Raw genomic sequence first — 16,647 nt, forward strand, 5'->3', positions numbered from 1 at the left:
CGTATTATTCTTTTGGAAAAACACTCAAAGCTTTTTTGGCCAATTCAGGTGTAGGCAAAGCTAATTTTCTCAGTTTAATATCCATCCAAGCACCATCAACGGTTATGGTTGCACAAACTTGATCGGCATCATTTCTAAACTCGTGAATAATAGACCATCTTGAGCCGTCTTCATTAACTTGTGAACTTCTGGTATGCATGACAATTTTGTCTGAAAGTTTGATTTCTTTTCTAAAAACACATTCTTCTCTAAACAATATAGGACCAAAGCCTTGTGATTGCATTACTTTCATGGTTAAGCCTAGGCTTTCTAGTATTTCAATACGGTGTTGCGCGCCAAAATCATAATACGCACTGTGTCTTACATGAAAGTTAGGATCAAGATCAGACCAACGAAAGGACAATTCTTTTATAAATACGCTCATTTTTAATCGGGGTTTTTGTTTTTAAAATGGATTGCTAAGGTGCGAAAAAGTTTTTAGAGTATTCATATTCTTATTTTACAATTAAACTCTGAATTTACTTTTTTAGGAAATACGTTCTTTTTAAGTGGTTTTGCGTGAGTGATGGTAGTGGAAATCCTCCCTTTTTTTGGGAGATTGAGAACGTACAGCACGACCTCACCGCAACGGTAGTGGAGGTGAGGGCACGCCCAAATCATTTTTGTAACGTTTATATTCTTGAAATTGCTTTTAACTAAAAATTAATAAACGTTTGTAAGCTTTCCTTTGAAAATGATGTAATTTTATGTTCTATGAAAAACGATAATAAAAAAGGATTTTATTTCAAGCAATACGAAGCACCTTTCCAGTCTCCGTTTGATAAACTCTTTGGTATTTTCAAGGAATTAATCACGCATACTTCGGGAGACTTTGATGAGGCAATTGACTGGTTACGAGAATTAGATGTAGAGTATAAACTTACTGATGAGGCTTATACCATTGATGATTTTGTTGAAGATTTAAAGAAGAAAGGCTATATTCGGGAAGAGTTGAAAGAGGATGGAAGTTCCGGACTGGGGATAACAGCCAAGACGGAGCGTGCCATTAGGCAGCAAGCTCTAGATAACATTTTTGGAAATCTTAAACGATCTGGAAGTGGCAATCACAAAACCAAACATGTAGGCAATGGCGATGAGCATACAGGAGAGTTTAGAGAATTTCATTTTGGTGACGGACTTGAGCGCATTTCCTTGACAGAGAGTTTGCGAAATGCTCAAATCAATAATGGTGTTGGCGATTTTATGCTAACCGAAAATGATTTGGTAGTGGAGGAAACTCAATTTAAGTCGCAAATGAGTACGGTTTTAATGATTGACATCAGTCACAGTATGATTTTGTATGGCGAGGATAGAATTACGCCTGCTAAAAAAGTTGCCATGGCACTGGCGGAATTAATCACCACGCGTTATCCCAAAGACACTTTGGATATTCTTGTTTTTGGTAACGATGCTTGGACTATCGCCATACGAGATTTACCCTATTTAAAAGTAGGTCCGTATCACACTAATACGGTTGCGGGCTTGCAACTAGCCATGGATATTTTGCGCAGAAAGCGTAATACAAACAAACAAATTTTCATGATTACAGATGGAAAACCAAGTTGTGTTCGTGAAAAAGATGGTTCGTATTATATGAACAGCAACGGTCTTGATGAATATATTGTGGATAAATGCTACAATCAGGCGCAACAAGCCAGAAAATTACACATCCCCATTACTACCTTTATGATTGCTAATGATCCTTATTTGCAAAAATTTGTGAACAAGTTTACGGAGTCAAATCAAGGAAAAGCCTTTTATACAGGATTAAAAGGATTGGGCGAAATGATTTTTGAGGACTACGAGACCAATAGAAAAAAGAGAATAAAGTAATTTTGGGCGTTTCCCTGCGGGTCGGGCTATTCGTTTCAATCTTTTTTGAGTCCCGATAATTTCGGGACTCAAAAAAGGATTTACACTGCTATCCCTAACGCAAACCCCAACAAATAATCAATATCAATTTCAATAGAAAAATAGATGAATACTATAAAAACATTAGGAGAATTAAAAAAATCAGGATACGAGAGCAAAAGCATTAAAGATGAATTGCGATCGAACTTGAGAGAAAAAATAAAATCAGGGAAACCCACTTTTGAAGGAGTTCATGGTTTTGAGAATACCGTAATTCCAGAGCTGGAGCGGGCTATTTTATCCCGTCATAACATCAATTTATTAGGGCTTCGCGGTCAAGCTAAAACGAGAATGGCTCGCAAGATGATTGAATTGCTTGATGAGTACATTCCGTTTGTAACAGGTTCTGAAATCAATGATGATCCGTTGCAGCCGATATCTCGTTTTGCCAAAGATCTTATCGACGAAAAAGGAGATGAAACCCCAATATCCTGGTTGCACAGAAGTGAACGTTTTTTTGAAAAACTAGCCACTCCAGATGTAACGGTTGCCGATTTAATAGGTGATGTAGATCCTATAAAAGCAGCAAATTTAAAATTATCGTATGCTGATGATCGCGTGATTCATTTTGGAATGATTCCAAGAGCGAATCGTTGCATATTCGTAATCAATGAGTTACCTGATTTACAAGCAAGAATTCAAGTAGCATTGTTTAATATTCTACAAGAAGGAGATATTCAAATTCGTGGATTTAAATTAAGAATGCCGCTGGACATGCAATTTGTCTTTACCGCAAACCCTGAAGACTATACCAATCGTGGTAGTATTGTAACTCCATTAAAAGATAGAATTGGGTCACAAATCCTGACGCATTATCCTGAAACCATCAAAATTGCTAGAACTATCACAGAGCAAGAAGCAAAACTGGATGTTACACAAAATGACATGGTGTATGTACCCTCATTAGCAAGAGATTTATTAGAACAAATAAGTTTTGAAGCTAGAGAAAGTGAATACATTGATAATAAAAGTGGCGTGAGTGCCAGATTGAGTATCACAGCTTTTGAAAATTTACTTAGCACTGCAGAAAGAAGAGCATTAAAAGCTGGTGCAGACAAAACTACCTTGCGTTTGTCTGATTTTATGGGGATTATTCCAGCCATTACTGGAAAAGTAGAGTTGGTTTATGAAGGAGAGCAGGAGGGAGCAGCTGCCGTAGCACAACACTTATTGGGTGATGCCATTCATACTTTCTTTCCAGCGTATTTTCCAAAAATTGAAAAACTAGAAAAAGAAGGTGTCAAAAATGCGTACACAGATATCATAGAATGGTTTTTTGCCGAAAGTGGTTTTGAATTACTTGATGATTGCTCAGATGAAGAGTATGAAAAAATTCTAGGTGGAATTGCACCATTGGAAGTTTTAATTAAAAAATACCAACCGCAAGTAAGTCCAGAAGATAAATTTTTCATGATGGAATTTATACTTTGGGGATTGGTAGAATACAAGAAACTAAGTAAAGATCGTTTTTCCGAAGGATACCAGTTCAAAGATATTTACGGTAGTTTTATCAGTAAGTTGTAAATGCAAAAGGGTTTAGTTTTTACTAAACCCTTTTTTTTATAAAAACAGCCTTTGTAATTTTATTTCATCTACCTTGCTACGTTGACTGTATTTTCAGTCTTTCCCAAAATTAAAATGGAAAATTCCTTTGAGAATTTGATATCAAGTTATGTTGAAAATAAAGTAGGCATAGCAGAGCATTTTTTAAGTCCAGAACTTTCAGATCATTTAATACAAAACATTCTTAACTTAAATGAAAGAAGTTTGCTTACGGCTGCTGGCATTGGCAACTCAGATAAATTGCTTTATGATGGTGCTATAAGGAGTGATTCTATTTATTGGTTGGATAAAAAGCACAATAATGTTTTTGAGAATGAATTTTTTAAATTAATTGAAGCCTTCATTTTATACTTGAATCAAAGTTGCTATGCTGGAATTACAGGTTATGAATTTCATTATTCCCTGTATGAAAAAGGAGATTTTTACTTAAAGCACTTGGATCAATTTAAAAGCAATCCTAGCCGAAAATTTAGCATGATAAGTTATTTAAATGCGGACTGGAAAGTTACAGATGGCGGTGAGCTAATGATACATCAAAACGATATTCCTCAAAAAATTGCTCCTACTCTGGGAAAAACAGTTTTTTTTAAGAGTGATGAGCTGGTTCATGAAGTATTGGAAACAAACTGTCCCCGAATGAGTATTACAGGATGGCTTAAAAGAGATTAGGTTGCTATTTTTAAAATTGGTACTTAAATAGTAATTTTGAGGAAAAAACATGATTTATCTTTTACTTAGTGTAGTTTGTAGTGTTACTGTAGGCGTGATTTTTAAATTATCTAGACAATACAACTCTAGTGCTATACAAATGGTAGTAACTAACTATGCGGTTGCCATACTTTTATGTTTCTTTTTTTTCGATTTTAAATTTACTTCTTTATCCACTGCTCCATGGGCATTGTATGTTAGTATCGGTTTTTTATTGCCAACAGTTTTTTTGTTTTTGGCAACCTCAATAAAACAAGTGGGAATTGTAAAAACAGATGCAGCTCAAAGACTGTCTTTATTTATTCCTATTTTGGCAGCTTGGTTGATTTTTGACGAGACTTTTAATTCGTACAAACTTGTAGCGATAATTATTGGTTTTCCAGCTATACTTATGATATTGATGAAACCTGTATCAAAAGAAAAAACAAATTGGACTTATCCATTATTAGTTTTACTAGGTTTTGGGATCATCGATATTCTTTTCAAGAAAATGGCACTTTATACAACGATGCCTTTTACAAGTTCATTGGTTGTCGTTTTTTCTATAGCATTAGTTATTATGCTGCTGGTGGTATGTTATGATACAGTTGTAAACGCATCTAAAATAACTCTAAAAAACATTTTGTTAGGTGGTCTTGTGGGTGTATTCAATTTTGGGAACATCCTTTTTTATCTCAAAGCGCACCAAGTATTTACTGCAAATCCATCTACTGTTTTTGCAGGAATGAATTTAGGAGTTATAATTTTAGGAAGTGTTATAGGTGTTGTTGTTTTCAAAGAAAAGTTGTCTTTAAAAAATTATCTAGGTTTACTTATTGCTTTAATTGCAATACTCTTGATTGTGTTTTCTCAGCAATCTTAAGCTTTTATAGAAAATGAATTTGAAAGTTTAGATTGTAATTTTTTATAAAATGCTAAGGGTTTAAGTTCTAATTCTCGAAACATAAACCAAAAAACAACTAAATATTCAATGGCAATAAGCATTAAATTCTCTTTGAATAGTTGACCTGAGTAAGCAAAATAGCTCAATACAACTGTAAAACTCCATAAAATTGGGAATTTGTATTTTGTAAAAACCGAAACTAAAACAAGATTTATTACATACCACGGATGTATTGTTGTTGATACAAAAAAGTAAATACTTAGCACAAGTAATATACTTTTTAGTAAGTCTGGTGTGGTTTTATTTTTACCAAAAAAGGACTGTAAGAGGATAAAGATTATGATTAGTATTGGGATTACTTTTCCAGTGCTATGAATGATGTTATAGCCTTTATAATAAAATCCTATTTCTCTGATGATGTAATAAAAACTGGCATTAAATTCAAAATTTACAAACCATAAAGCAATTGTATTCGAATAATTCTCAGCCATTGCGGTTGATAAAAACGGCAAGAAAAGCAGTACGTTAATACTAATAACTATGGGATAAAACACAAAGCTTTTTTTCCATCCTAATTTTTGAAAAAATAATGGAAGTAGTATAAGTGGCAAGAGTTTAGTTGCAATTGATAAGGCTATTGCTACTGCAGCCGTTTTCCACTTGTTTTGGTGTAATAAATAAATTCCCAATATAAAAAAGAACAGCATAACACCTTCAAAATGTAAGTTTCCTGTGAGTTCTATAAGTACCAATGGGTTTAATATGTACCAGTATATTTTATACTTTTCGAAACCCATTGATTGTAATAATCTTGCTCCAAAAATAGCTGTACCAAAATCGGCTGCAATGATAATGCATCGCAAAACAATGGTTGCCGTAACTATGGATTGGGTGCCAAAGATTCCCGCGATCACAAAAAAAAGTTGGTTAATTGGCGGATAATTTGAAAAATGAGAAGCACTGAGACTCCCCATAGATTTAATTAATTCCTGTGCCTGAGCAATATTAAAATTAGGGTTAACAATTAAATCATTGGGTAAATTGGTGTAAGGATTAAATCCTTCTAAGAGTATTCTCCCGTCCCAAATAAATCTGTAAAAATCCTGAGAAAGATTAGGTAAGGTAAATGCAAATAGGATTCTAAAACAAAGACCTAAACCAAGTAAATAGTTGATGTTTTCTTTTTGTTCCTGAATGATTTTTACAAGTGAGAAAAATAAAACACCAAATAATAAAAGCAAAACAACAAAATCCTTACGTTCCATGAAATAGCCTATGTAGGTATAGCATACAGCGCTCAATAGTGTATAAAGTTTACATGAATTACTAAGTGCTTTCATTTTGCGTAAGCGAATTTATTAAAAAAAATAGAGATTACATTCTAGTTTCCAATTCGGAAAGAATTAACAATCACAAACCCATAGCCAAAGGATAACATAATATGAAACGGAAGTAATCCATAGTCATTTAACTGAATTCCACTGTATATTCCAAAAAGAAAATAGAGGAGTAGCAGACTTTCAATGATTATATTTTTTGATATCTTTTTATTGATATAACTGTTTTGTTTCCATTTCTCTTTTAAGCTTTCAATGTTAAACTTAGGAGTACGGATGAAATCACTTTTTTTTCCAATAAGCCCTTGAACAACAGCAATGGTATTATGAAACGTAAAACCCATGGCAATGCTATAAAATGTAAAAAATAAACCAATGTATTTGATGAAATTTACAAATCCTCCACCATATATTTTTTTGTAGGTAAACCAATAACAAGTGAAAAAAACAACTGAGGTAAATACAAAAAATGCTAAAATTTTAAAAAAAACTTCCAGTTGCGGGAACCAACTTTTTATAAACAAAACAGGTACACTAAACAGTGCCATTGTAAAAACAAATAAAAACATAGAACTATTTAGTAAATGAAGTAAGCCATGAATTTTTGTTTTAAAATTGATATTTGTTGCGCTAATGATACGCTGATTCATTTTTACAAAATTTTCAGCGCCACCTTTATTCCAACGAAATTGTTGAGAACGGGCAGCACTTATAATTACGGGTAGTTCTGCGGGTGTAACTACATCAAGTAAATATTTGAATTTCCAGTTTTTTAATTGTGCTCTGTAACTTAAATCTAAGTCTTCGGTTAAAGTATCGCTTTCCCAGTTTCCAGCATCAATAATACAAGATTTTCGCCATACACCTGCAGTGCCGTTAAAATTTATAAAATGAGACTGTGAATTTCGGCCTACTTGTTCTAATGTGAAATGTGCATCAAGTGCAAATGCTTGAATTTTTGTTAAAATGGAATAATCTCTATTCAGGTGACCCCATCTAGTTTGTACCACTCCAATCTTTGGATCTTTAAAATGCGGAATAGTTTGCAACAACCACTCTTTTTGTGGCACAAAATCAGCATCAAAAATTACAATAAATTCGCCTTCAGCAGTTCTTAAACCTTCTTTCAGTGCACCTGCCTTAAAACCGATTCTATTGCTTCGGGTAATGTGTTTTATGTTTAAACCAGTTGCAGCTAATTCATTTACAATATGAATATTTTCGGTTAAACTTTCGTCAGTGCTATCGTCTAATACTTGAATGTCTAATTTGTCTTTTGGATATTCTAAATTAGAAATAGTATGCAACAAGCGTTCTACCACATATTTTTCATTATAAATAGGTAGTTGAATGGTAACTTTTGGAATTTCATTTGGGTCATTAAAATTAAATTGATTCGATTTTAAAATTTTCTTGGAACTTTTAAGGTAATTAACCAATAAGTTCAATTGAGAAAGGCCGTAAAAGAAGATTAATATAATAGATACACTATAAAAAAATAGGATGATGTAAGATAGTACTAACATATTATTTGAAAGCGTATTTAATGATCCAACTAATAATTTTAACTCCTGCCATAATAGTCCCTTTTACAGTACCGGATACTTTTGAAACTCCAATTCTATTTTTGTAGCGAACAGGGATTTCAGTATAGCTGATATTTTTTTTAAGTACTTTCAATTGCATTTCAACAGTCCAACCATAGGTTTTGTCTACCATGTTGAGTGACTGTAAAGTATCATATCTTATGGCTCTAAACGGACCTAGATCAGTAAATTTAGATCTAAAAAAAAGACGCATTAACACAGTGGCTAATTTATTTCCAAAAATTTGTTGTGGTGTCATTGAACCATCTTCTCTTAACTCAGGGACTCTAGCGCCAATGACAAAATCAGCCGTGTTATTTAAGATGGGAGCAATTAATTTAGAAAGATCTTCAGGATAATCTGAGTAGTCACCGTCAAGAAAAACAACTATATCGGGTGTGTTGGGAGTAGTATTTATGTAATCAAGACCTTTTAAACAGGCATGACCATATCCTTTTCTGTTTTCTGATAATACAGTAGCGCCAGCTTTTTGGGCTACCGCTACTGTTTGATCAGTGGAGTTGTTATTGACTACAATAATTTCTGACACATAACTTGGAATTTCATGAATAACATGTTCAATAGCATGTTCCTCATTATATGCGGGTATGATTACTTTAATTATTTTCATTGTTTTATGGATTGTCTTTTTTATAACTCGCTATTGATGTCCATTCTTTTATTTTTAATCCGGCATTGTATCTTGCAGCTTTGTAAATTTTACCATCGTTGTAAAAAATACTTAAACCATTTTCAAGATTGTTATTAAATTCAATTTTTCTTTGAATTTTACCGTTGACATCATATACAATCCACCACTTTGTTTTTTTATCGTTAAAGTAATGTCCTTCTTCTTTCTTGTTACCGTTTTTATGGTAAAAGAACCAGTAATCTGTTTTTTTATTTAGGTTGATCCAACCTTCAGAACTTATTTTTCCATTATCGTAATAATTTTTTAAATATGTTTTTTGTGCTTGTAAAGGTGTAAAACATAGTAAAAAAAGTACTGAAATAATATAATATATTTTTTTCATATAATTCTATTTGCCCTACACAGCGGTAGGGCCATATAGGATTATATTTTATTTAAATTCCAATCAAAATCGTAAGTTTTTACAGTTAATTTATTATCAATTTTTTTCTCTAAAAATAGATTGATAAAATCAATTTCATTAAAATAGTTTACTGCAAAATCTTTTTTGTACCATTCGAATATTTTTGGTAACTCAATAGTTTTATTTTCTTTGTCAACATAAAAGTAATATTTTGAATTAATTACTAATGTGGCTCTTGATTTAATTTGCTCGTCTACTGTTGTAGGTAAATAAGCAGTGTTTAATAGTGGCGCTCCACCATTTGCTGCACTTGTTAATGCAAAATGAATAGCAGGGTCAAAAAACAAATCTCTCAAGATTACATTTTCAATATCATCTAGAGTTAGTTCTTGATTACCTACTAAAAAAGTTTCAGTACTAAAAAATCCTGGAACTTTTTCAACTGACTCAATTGGGAATTTATCAACTACACTTTTAATGACACGTAAATTGTATACATTAATCCAGAATGCTTTTGCTACTTTTTTATCGCTAAATTTAGTGTCTAGTTTTTCTATATTGCTCAAAATATAAACAAGTTCTCCAGGACTTTTTTTGATTGAAAAGTAATCTACTTTACCCTCTGGAGTTACATTTTTCTTCAAGAACATCGTTGCCTGTTCAAAAAATAATTCTGTTGTTTGAGCTTTTGAAATCAATGTCAAGCCAAAAAAACAAAGCGTTAAAATAATTTTTTTCATTTTGAAATTCTTTAATTAGTATTGGTTATAAAATCTATTTAGTTTAAAATTTAATTTTTAATGTTGTCAGTGAATTTTCATCAATAACGTGTTATTATTAACTTATTAATTATAAATGTTTTAACATATATAACTAAAAAATAATACTATGGAGATGCAATTCATTTTACAATTTAGAATTCAGTACTTCAAACTCTATTCCAAATTTTGCGCAAAGATATAATAATTATATAGACAATCTAAAATATTGTTCATTTAGCTTTTAATTCGACAATTCCCAATATTTCAATGAACTTATAGTAATCAAATACTCATTTATTTATCAATACATTCACTTTCTTTAAATGATAACATGTACTAATGGATCCAATTTGACAAAGTGGACATTACTGTTTCACTTTATAGGATCATTTACGAGAGTTTAACATTTTTAGTTTTTTTCATTTTCTATTTGTGATAGCAAATACTTATTTATTTAAAGTATTTAGTATGCTATTGCTTTGTATTTTAATGTATTGGGAAGTTATAAAAATACTCAAATAAAATATCACTATTTGGTTTTTTTTCTAAAGTATATTGATGTTGCTGAAAGGGTTGTTTTTTACCTTTATTAACAGTTAACTTATAAAATATGTATTTGTTTATTGTTATTTTTAATTAATACATTTTTTTGAGTTGTTTATTTAAAATTATATGTAATTAATTTGGATAATCATTTTTTACATCTATATTTGTGCAATCGATTACATTTTATATTTTTATCTTTTTTTAAGTTTAAATAGTTATTGGTAAAATGTTTCATCGCTCAATAGTCAGGAATTAATGTAATAAATCATATCTACAACAATATGAATCAAAAAAGTAATAAAATTGGAAGCTATCGTTGGTCTATTTGTGGATTGCTATTTTTTGCAACAACAATTAATTATCTAGACAGACAAGTTTTATCCTTGACTTGGAGTGAATTTATAGCACCAGAATTTCATTGGACTAATAATGATTACGGAAACATAACTGCGTTATTCTCTATTTTTTATGCGGTTTCATTGTTGTTTGCAGGTCGTTTTGTCGACTGGATGGATACCAAAAAAGGTTTTTTGTGGGCTATTGGGATTTGGTCATTTGGTGCTTGCTTGCATGCTTTTTGTGGTATTGCCACTTCAGGAATTATCACTGGCAATTGGTTTGTGGGTTTTGAAGGAGCAAAAGAAACTTTAAAAACAGTCAATGACACGGGATTAATTATAAATGTTAGTGTAACCTTATTTATTTTTGCCCGATTTGTTTTAGCGGTGGGTGAGGCTGGTAATTTTCCTGCTGCAATAAAAACTACGGCAGAGTATTTCCCTAAGAAAGATAGAGCTTTTTCAACCAGTATTTTTAATGCTGGTGCAACAGTAGGTGCCTTAGCAGCTCCAATCTCCATTCCGTTTATTGCTAAAGCATTTGGTTGGGAAATGGCTTTTATAATTATTGGTGCACTTGGTTTTATATGGATGGGTTTCTGGGTTTTTATGTATGATAAACCTGAAAAGCATCCTAAAGTTTCACAAGCAGAGTTAGAGTACATTCAACAAGATGATATTGCCGATAGTAAACTTGCAGGTTATGTTCCTGAGACTACAACAAAAGTTTCTTTAAGTGATTGTCTTAAATACAAGCAAACTTGGGCTTTTGCATTTGGGAAATTCATGACTGATGGAGTTTGGTGGTTTTTCTTATTTTGGACACCAGCCTATTTAAGTTCTGTTTATAATATGGATTCAACACAATCTGCATTGCCATTGTTTGTGCTTTATATGATTACATTATTATCAATTATTGGTGGTTGGTTGCCTACTTATTTCGTAGAAAAGAAAGGAATGAATCCTTATGAAGGCAGAATGAAAGCCATGCTTATTTTTGCTTTTTTTCCACTCTTAGCACTCATAGCGCAACCACTTGGGCATATTAGTTATTGGCTTCCAGTAATTATTATTGGGATTTCAGGAGCGGCCCATCAATCGTGGTCTGCTAATATTTTTACAACCGTGGGAGATATGTTTCCTAAAAAAGCAATTGCCACAATAACAGGAATAGGAGGTCTGGCAGGAGGAATAGGTTCAACATTAATTAATAAAGGTTCTGGTGTTTTATTTGATTACTCAAAAGAAACGAATTTGATTTTTATGGGTTTCAAAGGTATTGAGGCTGGATATTTTATTATTTTTTCAATCTGTGCTGTGTGTTATTTAACGGGCTGGATTGTAATGAAGTCTTTGGTACCTAAATATAGTCCTATAACCTCTCTGTAATTCTTAATTTAAAATATTTATAAACTATTTTGCCAAAGTTTTATTTTATCAAGTACCTTTGTGCAATCGATTACATTAAAAAATAAAACATGACAAATCTTTCTTTTAGATACGCTACCAACCCTACTGATTTTAAAAATTATGGAACCGATGAATTGAGAGAACAGTTTTTAATAGAAAATATATTTGTTCCTGATGAAATTCAGCTTACGTATTCCATGTATGATCGGTATGTTGTTGGTGGAGTTATGCCAGTAAAATCAAGCTTAAAATTAGAAACAATTCCATATTTAAAGTCTGAAAACTTTTTAGATAGGAGAGAATTGGGAATAATCAATGTAGGTGGAGCCGGAGTTGTAACCGTTGATGGAGTTGTCTATGAATTGAATACTAAGGAAGCGCTTTATGTAGGTCAAGGTTGTAAAGAGGTTCTTTTTGCAAATGCTGATGGACAACAAGCCTTGTTTTATATCAATTCGGCACCAGCTCATACTTCTTATCCAACAAAAAAAATTGGTAGAGAAGATGCAGAAATCATTCCACTGGGAGATGAAATTACAGCTAATAAACGCATTCTAAATAAGCTGATAGTAAATAGTATTGTACAAACCTGTCAACTTCAAATGGGGCTAACAGAATTGTTACCAGGTAATGTTTGGAACACCATGCCCGCTCATACTCATGATCGTAGAATGGAAGCATATTTTTATTTTGATATTCAAGCTCCGCAAACAGTGTGTCATTTTATGGGAGAGCCACAAAATACAAGGCATCTTTTTATGCAAAATCACCAAGCAGTTTTATCACCAGAATGGTCTATACATTCAGGTGCGGGTACAAGCAATTACTCTTTTATTTGGGGTATGGCTGGAGAGAATTTAGATTATGGAGATATGGATATTGTAGCACCTAATGAACTAAGATAATACCTATGAATTTATTTGATTTAAATGGAAAAAGAGCTTTGATTACTGGTGGAACCCACGGATTAGGTTTGGCTATGGCCGAAGGTCTCGCTCAAGCTGGAGCAGCACTTGTCATTACAGGAACTACACCCTCAAAAATGGAAGAAGCTCTTGCTTATTATTCACAAAAAGGATATACCGTTTCGGGTTATTTATTTGATGTTACGGATGAGAATGCAGCAGCAGAAAATCTTGAACGTATTACAAAAGAGCAAGGTGATATTCATATTTTAATAAACAATGCGGGTATTATTAAGAGAGAATTAGCTGTTAATATGCCTATTGCTGATTTTAGAAAGGTGATTGATGTAGATCTTGTTGGTCCGTTTATTATGTCTCAACTTGTTGCTAAACAAATGATAGAAAGACAAGAAGGCAAGATAATTAACATTTGTTCTATGATGAGTGAGCTAGGACGCAATAGCGTATCTGCTTATGCTGCTGCAAAAGGTGGACTCAAGATGCTTACTAGAAATTTAGCTACAGAATGGGCAAAGTACAATATTCAAGTTAATGGGATTGGTCCGGGATATTTTGCCACTACACAAACAGAACCTATACGCGTAGATGGTCATCCGTTTAACGATTTTATAATCAACAGAACGCCAGCTGCACGTTGGGGAAATCCTGAAGATTTAGCAGGTACAGCTGTTTTTTTGGCTTCAAAAGCTAGTGACTTTATAAACGGTCAAATTGTATATGTAGATGGTGGAATTTTGGCCACTATTGGGAAACCTACAAACGAAAATTAATTCAAAAATTAAAAAAATGAGTGCGCCATTTATACACGATAATTTTTTATTAGAAAATAAATATGCAGAAGAGTTGTATCATGATTTTTCTAAAAATCAGCCTATTATAGATTATCATAATCACCTGTCACCACAGTATATTGCTGAAGATAAAATTTTTGAAAACATAACTCAAGTTTGGATAAATGGAGATCATTACAAGTGGCGTGCCATGAGAACTCTGGGTATTAAAGAACAATTTATTACTGGTAATGCAACTGATAAAGATAAGTTTTTACAATGGGCTAAAACGGTTCCTTACACGATGCGTAATCCATTGTTTCATTGGACACACCTAGAACTTGCCAGATATTTTGATATTCATGAGCTGTTAAATGAAAAAACAGCCGAAAAAATCTATGAGGAATCATCGGCAAAAATAGCTTCAAAAGAATACAGTACCCAAAACTTGTTAAAAAAAGTAAATGCCAGTTTTGTGTGTACAACTGAGGATCCAATTGACACTCTAGAACACCATCAGTTTTTGACTAAAAACCCATTTGAAACTAAAGTTAGTACCGCTTTTAGACCAGATAAAGCTATTCTTATTTTAAACGATGGGTATAATGCTTATATGAATTCATTAGGTGACGCTGCAGGTATTTCAATTGATTCGTATGCTGATTTGTGCGTAGCTTTAGAAAAAAGAATTGATTATTTTGATCAGAACGGTTGTAAACTTTGTGATCATGGCTTGGATCAGATTTATTTCGAAAATTTTACTGAGGTTGAAGTAAATCGTATTTTTAGAAAGAAAAGAGAAAACGTGTCTATAACTACTGAGGAGGCTTTTAAATTTCAATCAGCGATTTTATTGTTTTTATCCGAGACATATCACAAGTATGGCTGGGTACAACAGTTTCATTTAGGAGCATTACGAAATAATAATGAGCGAATGCACCGTATTTTAGGGCCAGACACAGGATGGGATTCTATAGGAGATTATCCGCAAGCGTTAAAACTTTCTCGTTTTTTAAATGCTTTGGATAGCCAAGATAAATTAACAAAAACGATAATTTATAATTTGAATCCTGCTGATAATGAAGTTATGGCTACTATGATTGGTAATTTTAATGATGGTAGCGTAAAAGGAAAAGTGCAATTTGGTTCAGGATGGTGGTTTTTAGATCAAAAGGATGGAATGACAAAACAATTAAACGCACTTTCTAACATGGGGTTAATAAGTTGTTTTATAGGAATGTTGACTGATTCAAGAAGTTTTTTATCATTTCCAAGACATGAATATTTCCGTAGAATTTTGTGTAATTTGTTAGGTGATGAAATTAAGAGGGGAGAGTTACCACCAGATATGGAATGGATAGGTAAAATGGTTTCTGACATTAGCTATCACAATGCAAAAGAGTATTTTAATTTGTAATTCAAAAGCTTATGTCTAAAAATAGTTCCAATCAATTATTTTTCTTGGCAGATGAAATGCAATGGGAAATTGCTAGTACTGGTGTTTTAAGACAGCTAACAGGATTTATGATCGTGTTATGATGGTGAATGTTAGGTTTAAAGATGGCGCTATAGGACCTATGCACAAGCACACGCACACACAACTGACATATGTAGCCGAGGGTAGATTTGAGGTTACCATAGAATCTGATACCTGTGTTTTAAAAAAAGGGGATTCATTTCAGGTTCCTTCTAATAGTTTGCATGGTGTTTTATGCTTAGAAGAAGGTATTTTGATTGATGTTTTTAGTCCTATGAGAGCTGATTTTATTAAATAGTAAAGGAATATTGAATGAGTAAAGTAGTCACTTTTGGCGAAATAATGTTAAGACTTTCAACAGAAAGACATTTGCGTTTTGAACAAGCCAAAACTTTTACAGCATCTTACGGTGGCGGTGAATTTAATGTAGCGGCATCATTAGCAAATTATGGAATTGAAGCTGAATTTGTTACTAGAATTCCTGATAATGAGATAGGAGTTTGTGCAGAGAAAGAAATGAGAAAAATGAACGTAAGTTCTAAAAACATTCTTCGTGGCGGGGAACGTTTGGGGACTTATTTTTTAGAAACTGGAGCAGGAACAAGAGGTAGTAATGTGGTTTATGATAGGGCTCACAGCGCTATGGCTACAATTACGAAAGGGTTAATTAATTGGGAACAGGTTTTTGAGGGTGCAACATGGTTCCACTGGAGTGGTATTACTCCAGCAATTTCTAATAGTGCTGCCGAAGCTTGCTTAGAAGCTGTTCTTGTGGCTCATAAATTGGGATTAACTATTTCATGTGATTTAAATTATAGATCTAAATTATGGCAATATGGTAAAACTCCTAGTGAAGTTATGCCAGAAATTCTTAAATACAGTAATGTCATTTTAGGTGATATTGATACAGCATATTTTATGTTGGGTTTATCTAAAGTGCAACCTAATTATCAAGACTTAGTTTCGTTGCCGTCCTTATACGGTAAATTATTTCAGCTATGTCCTAACTTAAAAATTGCAGCTACAACACTCCGCTATTCTGTGAGTGCATCACACCAAAGAATTGGAGGTATATTATATGATGGTAAACATATAAGTAATGCAGCAGTAAAAGAAGTAACGCCTGTGGTGGATAGAGTGGGTAGTGGGGATGCTTTTATGGGTGGTTTAATTTATGGATTATTGAATTTTCCAGTAAGTAATCAACGTGCTTTAGATTTTGCAGTTGCCGCTTGTTGTTTAAAACATACCATCGCGGGAGATTATAACTTAGTTACAATAAAAGAAATAGAAAACATGCTAGATGGAGACGGGTCTGGTTTAGTTTCACGATAAAA

16 protein-coding genes are annotated in these 16,647 nt (G+C 32.8%); 10 read left to right on the forward strand and 6 right to left on the reverse strand.

Annotation, left to right across the window (positions count from 1 at the left end; all coding sequences use genetic code 11):
• Positions 1-4: 4 nt before the first annotated feature.
• The gene (locus tag DNC80_RS05405; protein WP_158729898.1) at positions 5-424 is read right to left on the reverse strand and encodes a thioesterase family protein; all 420 of its coding nucleotides are present in this window, start codon (positions 422-424) and stop codon (positions 5-7) included.
• A 329-nt stretch (positions 425-753) separates the two neighbouring features.
• Between DNC80_RS05405 and DNC80_RS05410 the strand changes: the two genes are divergently transcribed.
• From DNC80_RS05410 to DNC80_RS05425, 4 genes are all read left to right on the forward strand, one after another.
• A complete protein-coding gene (locus DNC80_RS05410) occupies positions 754-1,872 on the forward strand; it encodes a VWA domain-containing protein (RefSeq protein WP_182649889.1) in 1,119 nt (372 codons plus the stop codon).
• A 144-nt stretch (positions 1,873-2,016) separates the two neighbouring features.
• The gene (locus DNC80_RS05415) at positions 2,017-3,474 is read left to right on the forward strand and encodes a magnesium chelatase (RefSeq protein ID WP_144891994.1); all 1,458 of its coding nucleotides are present in this window, start codon (positions 2,017-2,019) and stop codon (positions 3,472-3,474) included.
• A 114-nt stretch (positions 3,475-3,588) separates the two neighbouring features.
• Positions 3,589-4,182: a 2OG-Fe(II) oxygenase gene (locus tag DNC80_RS05420; protein WP_182649891.1), complete on the forward strand. Its 594-nt coding sequence runs from the start codon at positions 3,589-3,591 to the stop codon at positions 4,180-4,182.
• A gap of 49 nt (positions 4,183-4,231) precedes the next feature.
• Positions 4,232-5,083: an EamA family transporter gene (locus DNC80_RS05425; RefSeq protein ID WP_182649893.1), complete on the forward strand. Its 852-nt coding sequence runs from the start codon at positions 4,232-4,234 to the stop codon at positions 5,081-5,083.
• Here the strand turns inward: DNC80_RS05425 and mptB are convergent.
• Genes mptB through DNC80_RS05450 form a run of 5 tightly spaced genes read right to left on the reverse strand, consistent with a single transcriptional unit; the run spans position 5,080 to position 9,822 of the window.
• Positions 5,080-6,444: a polyprenol phosphomannose-dependent alpha 1,6 mannosyltransferase MptB gene (mptB, locus tag DNC80_RS05430; RefSeq protein ID WP_182649895.1), complete on the reverse strand. Its 1,365-nt coding sequence runs from the start codon at positions 6,442-6,444 to the stop codon at positions 5,080-5,082. The two genes, DNC80_RS05425 and mptB, sit on opposite strands and share 4 nt — an antisense overlap.
• 41 nt (positions 6,445-6,485) lie before the next feature.
• Positions 6,486-7,967, reverse strand: a complete 1,482-nt coding sequence (locus DNC80_RS05435; protein WP_182649897.1) for a cellulose synthase family protein — start codon at positions 7,965-7,967, stop codon at positions 6,486-6,488.
• Between the two features lies 1 nt (position 7,968).
• Positions 7,969-8,658 carry a glycosyltransferase family 2 protein gene (locus DNC80_RS05440; RefSeq protein WP_144891987.1) on the reverse strand — a complete coding sequence of 230 codons (690 nt, stop codon included), beginning with the start codon at positions 8,656-8,658 and terminating at the stop codon, positions 7,969-7,971.
• A 4-nt stretch (positions 8,659-8,662) separates the two neighbouring features.
• Positions 8,663-9,061 (reverse strand): toxin-antitoxin system YwqK family antitoxin, encoded by a 399-nt coding sequence (locus tag DNC80_RS05445; RefSeq protein ID WP_182649899.1) that lies wholly within the window; start codon positions 9,059-9,061, stop codon positions 8,663-8,665.
• A gap of 41 nt (positions 9,062-9,102) precedes the next feature.
• The gene (locus DNC80_RS05450) at positions 9,103-9,822 is read right to left on the reverse strand and encodes a DUF547 domain-containing protein (RefSeq protein ID WP_144891983.1); all 720 of its coding nucleotides are present in this window, start codon (positions 9,820-9,822) and stop codon (positions 9,103-9,105) included.
• An 848-nt stretch (positions 9,823-10,670) separates the two neighbouring features.
• On the opposite strand from DNC80_RS05450, the gene DNC80_RS05455 reads away from it, so the two are divergent.
• The 6 genes from DNC80_RS05455 (at position 10,671) to DNC80_RS05480 (ending at position 16,645) form a co-directional block, all read left to right on the forward strand.
• Positions 10,671-12,116: an MFS transporter gene (locus tag DNC80_RS05455; protein WP_182649901.1), complete on the forward strand. Its 1,446-nt coding sequence runs from the start codon at positions 10,671-10,673 to the stop codon at positions 12,114-12,116.
• A gap of 89 nt (positions 12,117-12,205) precedes the next feature.
• Complete coding sequence (gene kduI / locus DNC80_RS05460; protein WP_182649902.1) at positions 12,206-13,042, forward strand: 5-dehydro-4-deoxy-D-glucuronate isomerase; 837 nt, start codon at positions 12,206-12,208, stop codon at positions 13,040-13,042.
• Between the two features lie 5 nt (positions 13,043-13,047).
• A complete protein-coding gene (locus DNC80_RS05465; RefSeq protein WP_182649904.1) occupies positions 13,048-13,833 on the forward strand; it encodes a gluconate 5-dehydrogenase in 786 nt (261 codons plus the stop codon).
• Between the two features lie 16 nt (positions 13,834-13,849).
• A complete protein-coding gene (uxaC, locus tag DNC80_RS05470) occupies positions 13,850-15,250 on the forward strand; it encodes a glucuronate isomerase (protein ID WP_182649906.1) in 1,401 nt (466 codons plus the stop codon).
• A 118-nt stretch (positions 15,251-15,368) separates the two neighbouring features.
• On the forward strand, positions 15,369-15,608 hold the full coding sequence (locus tag DNC80_RS05475; protein ID WP_370628701.1) for a cupin domain-containing protein: 240 nt from the start codon (positions 15,369-15,371) through the stop codon (positions 15,606-15,608).
• A gap of 14 nt (positions 15,609-15,622) precedes the next feature.
• Complete coding sequence (locus tag DNC80_RS05480; RefSeq protein ID WP_158729884.1) at positions 15,623-16,645, forward strand: sugar kinase; 1,023 nt, start codon at positions 15,623-15,625, stop codon at positions 16,643-16,645.
• The last annotated feature ends 2 nt before the right edge of the window (positions 16,646-16,647 follow it).

Origin of the sequence: Flavobacterium sp. SOK18b (genome assembly GCF_014156605.1) — a bacterium.
In the GTDB taxonomy this organism is placed as follows: Bacteria; Bacteroidota; Bacteroidia; order Flavobacteriales; family Flavobacteriaceae; genus Flavobacterium; species Flavobacterium tiangeerense.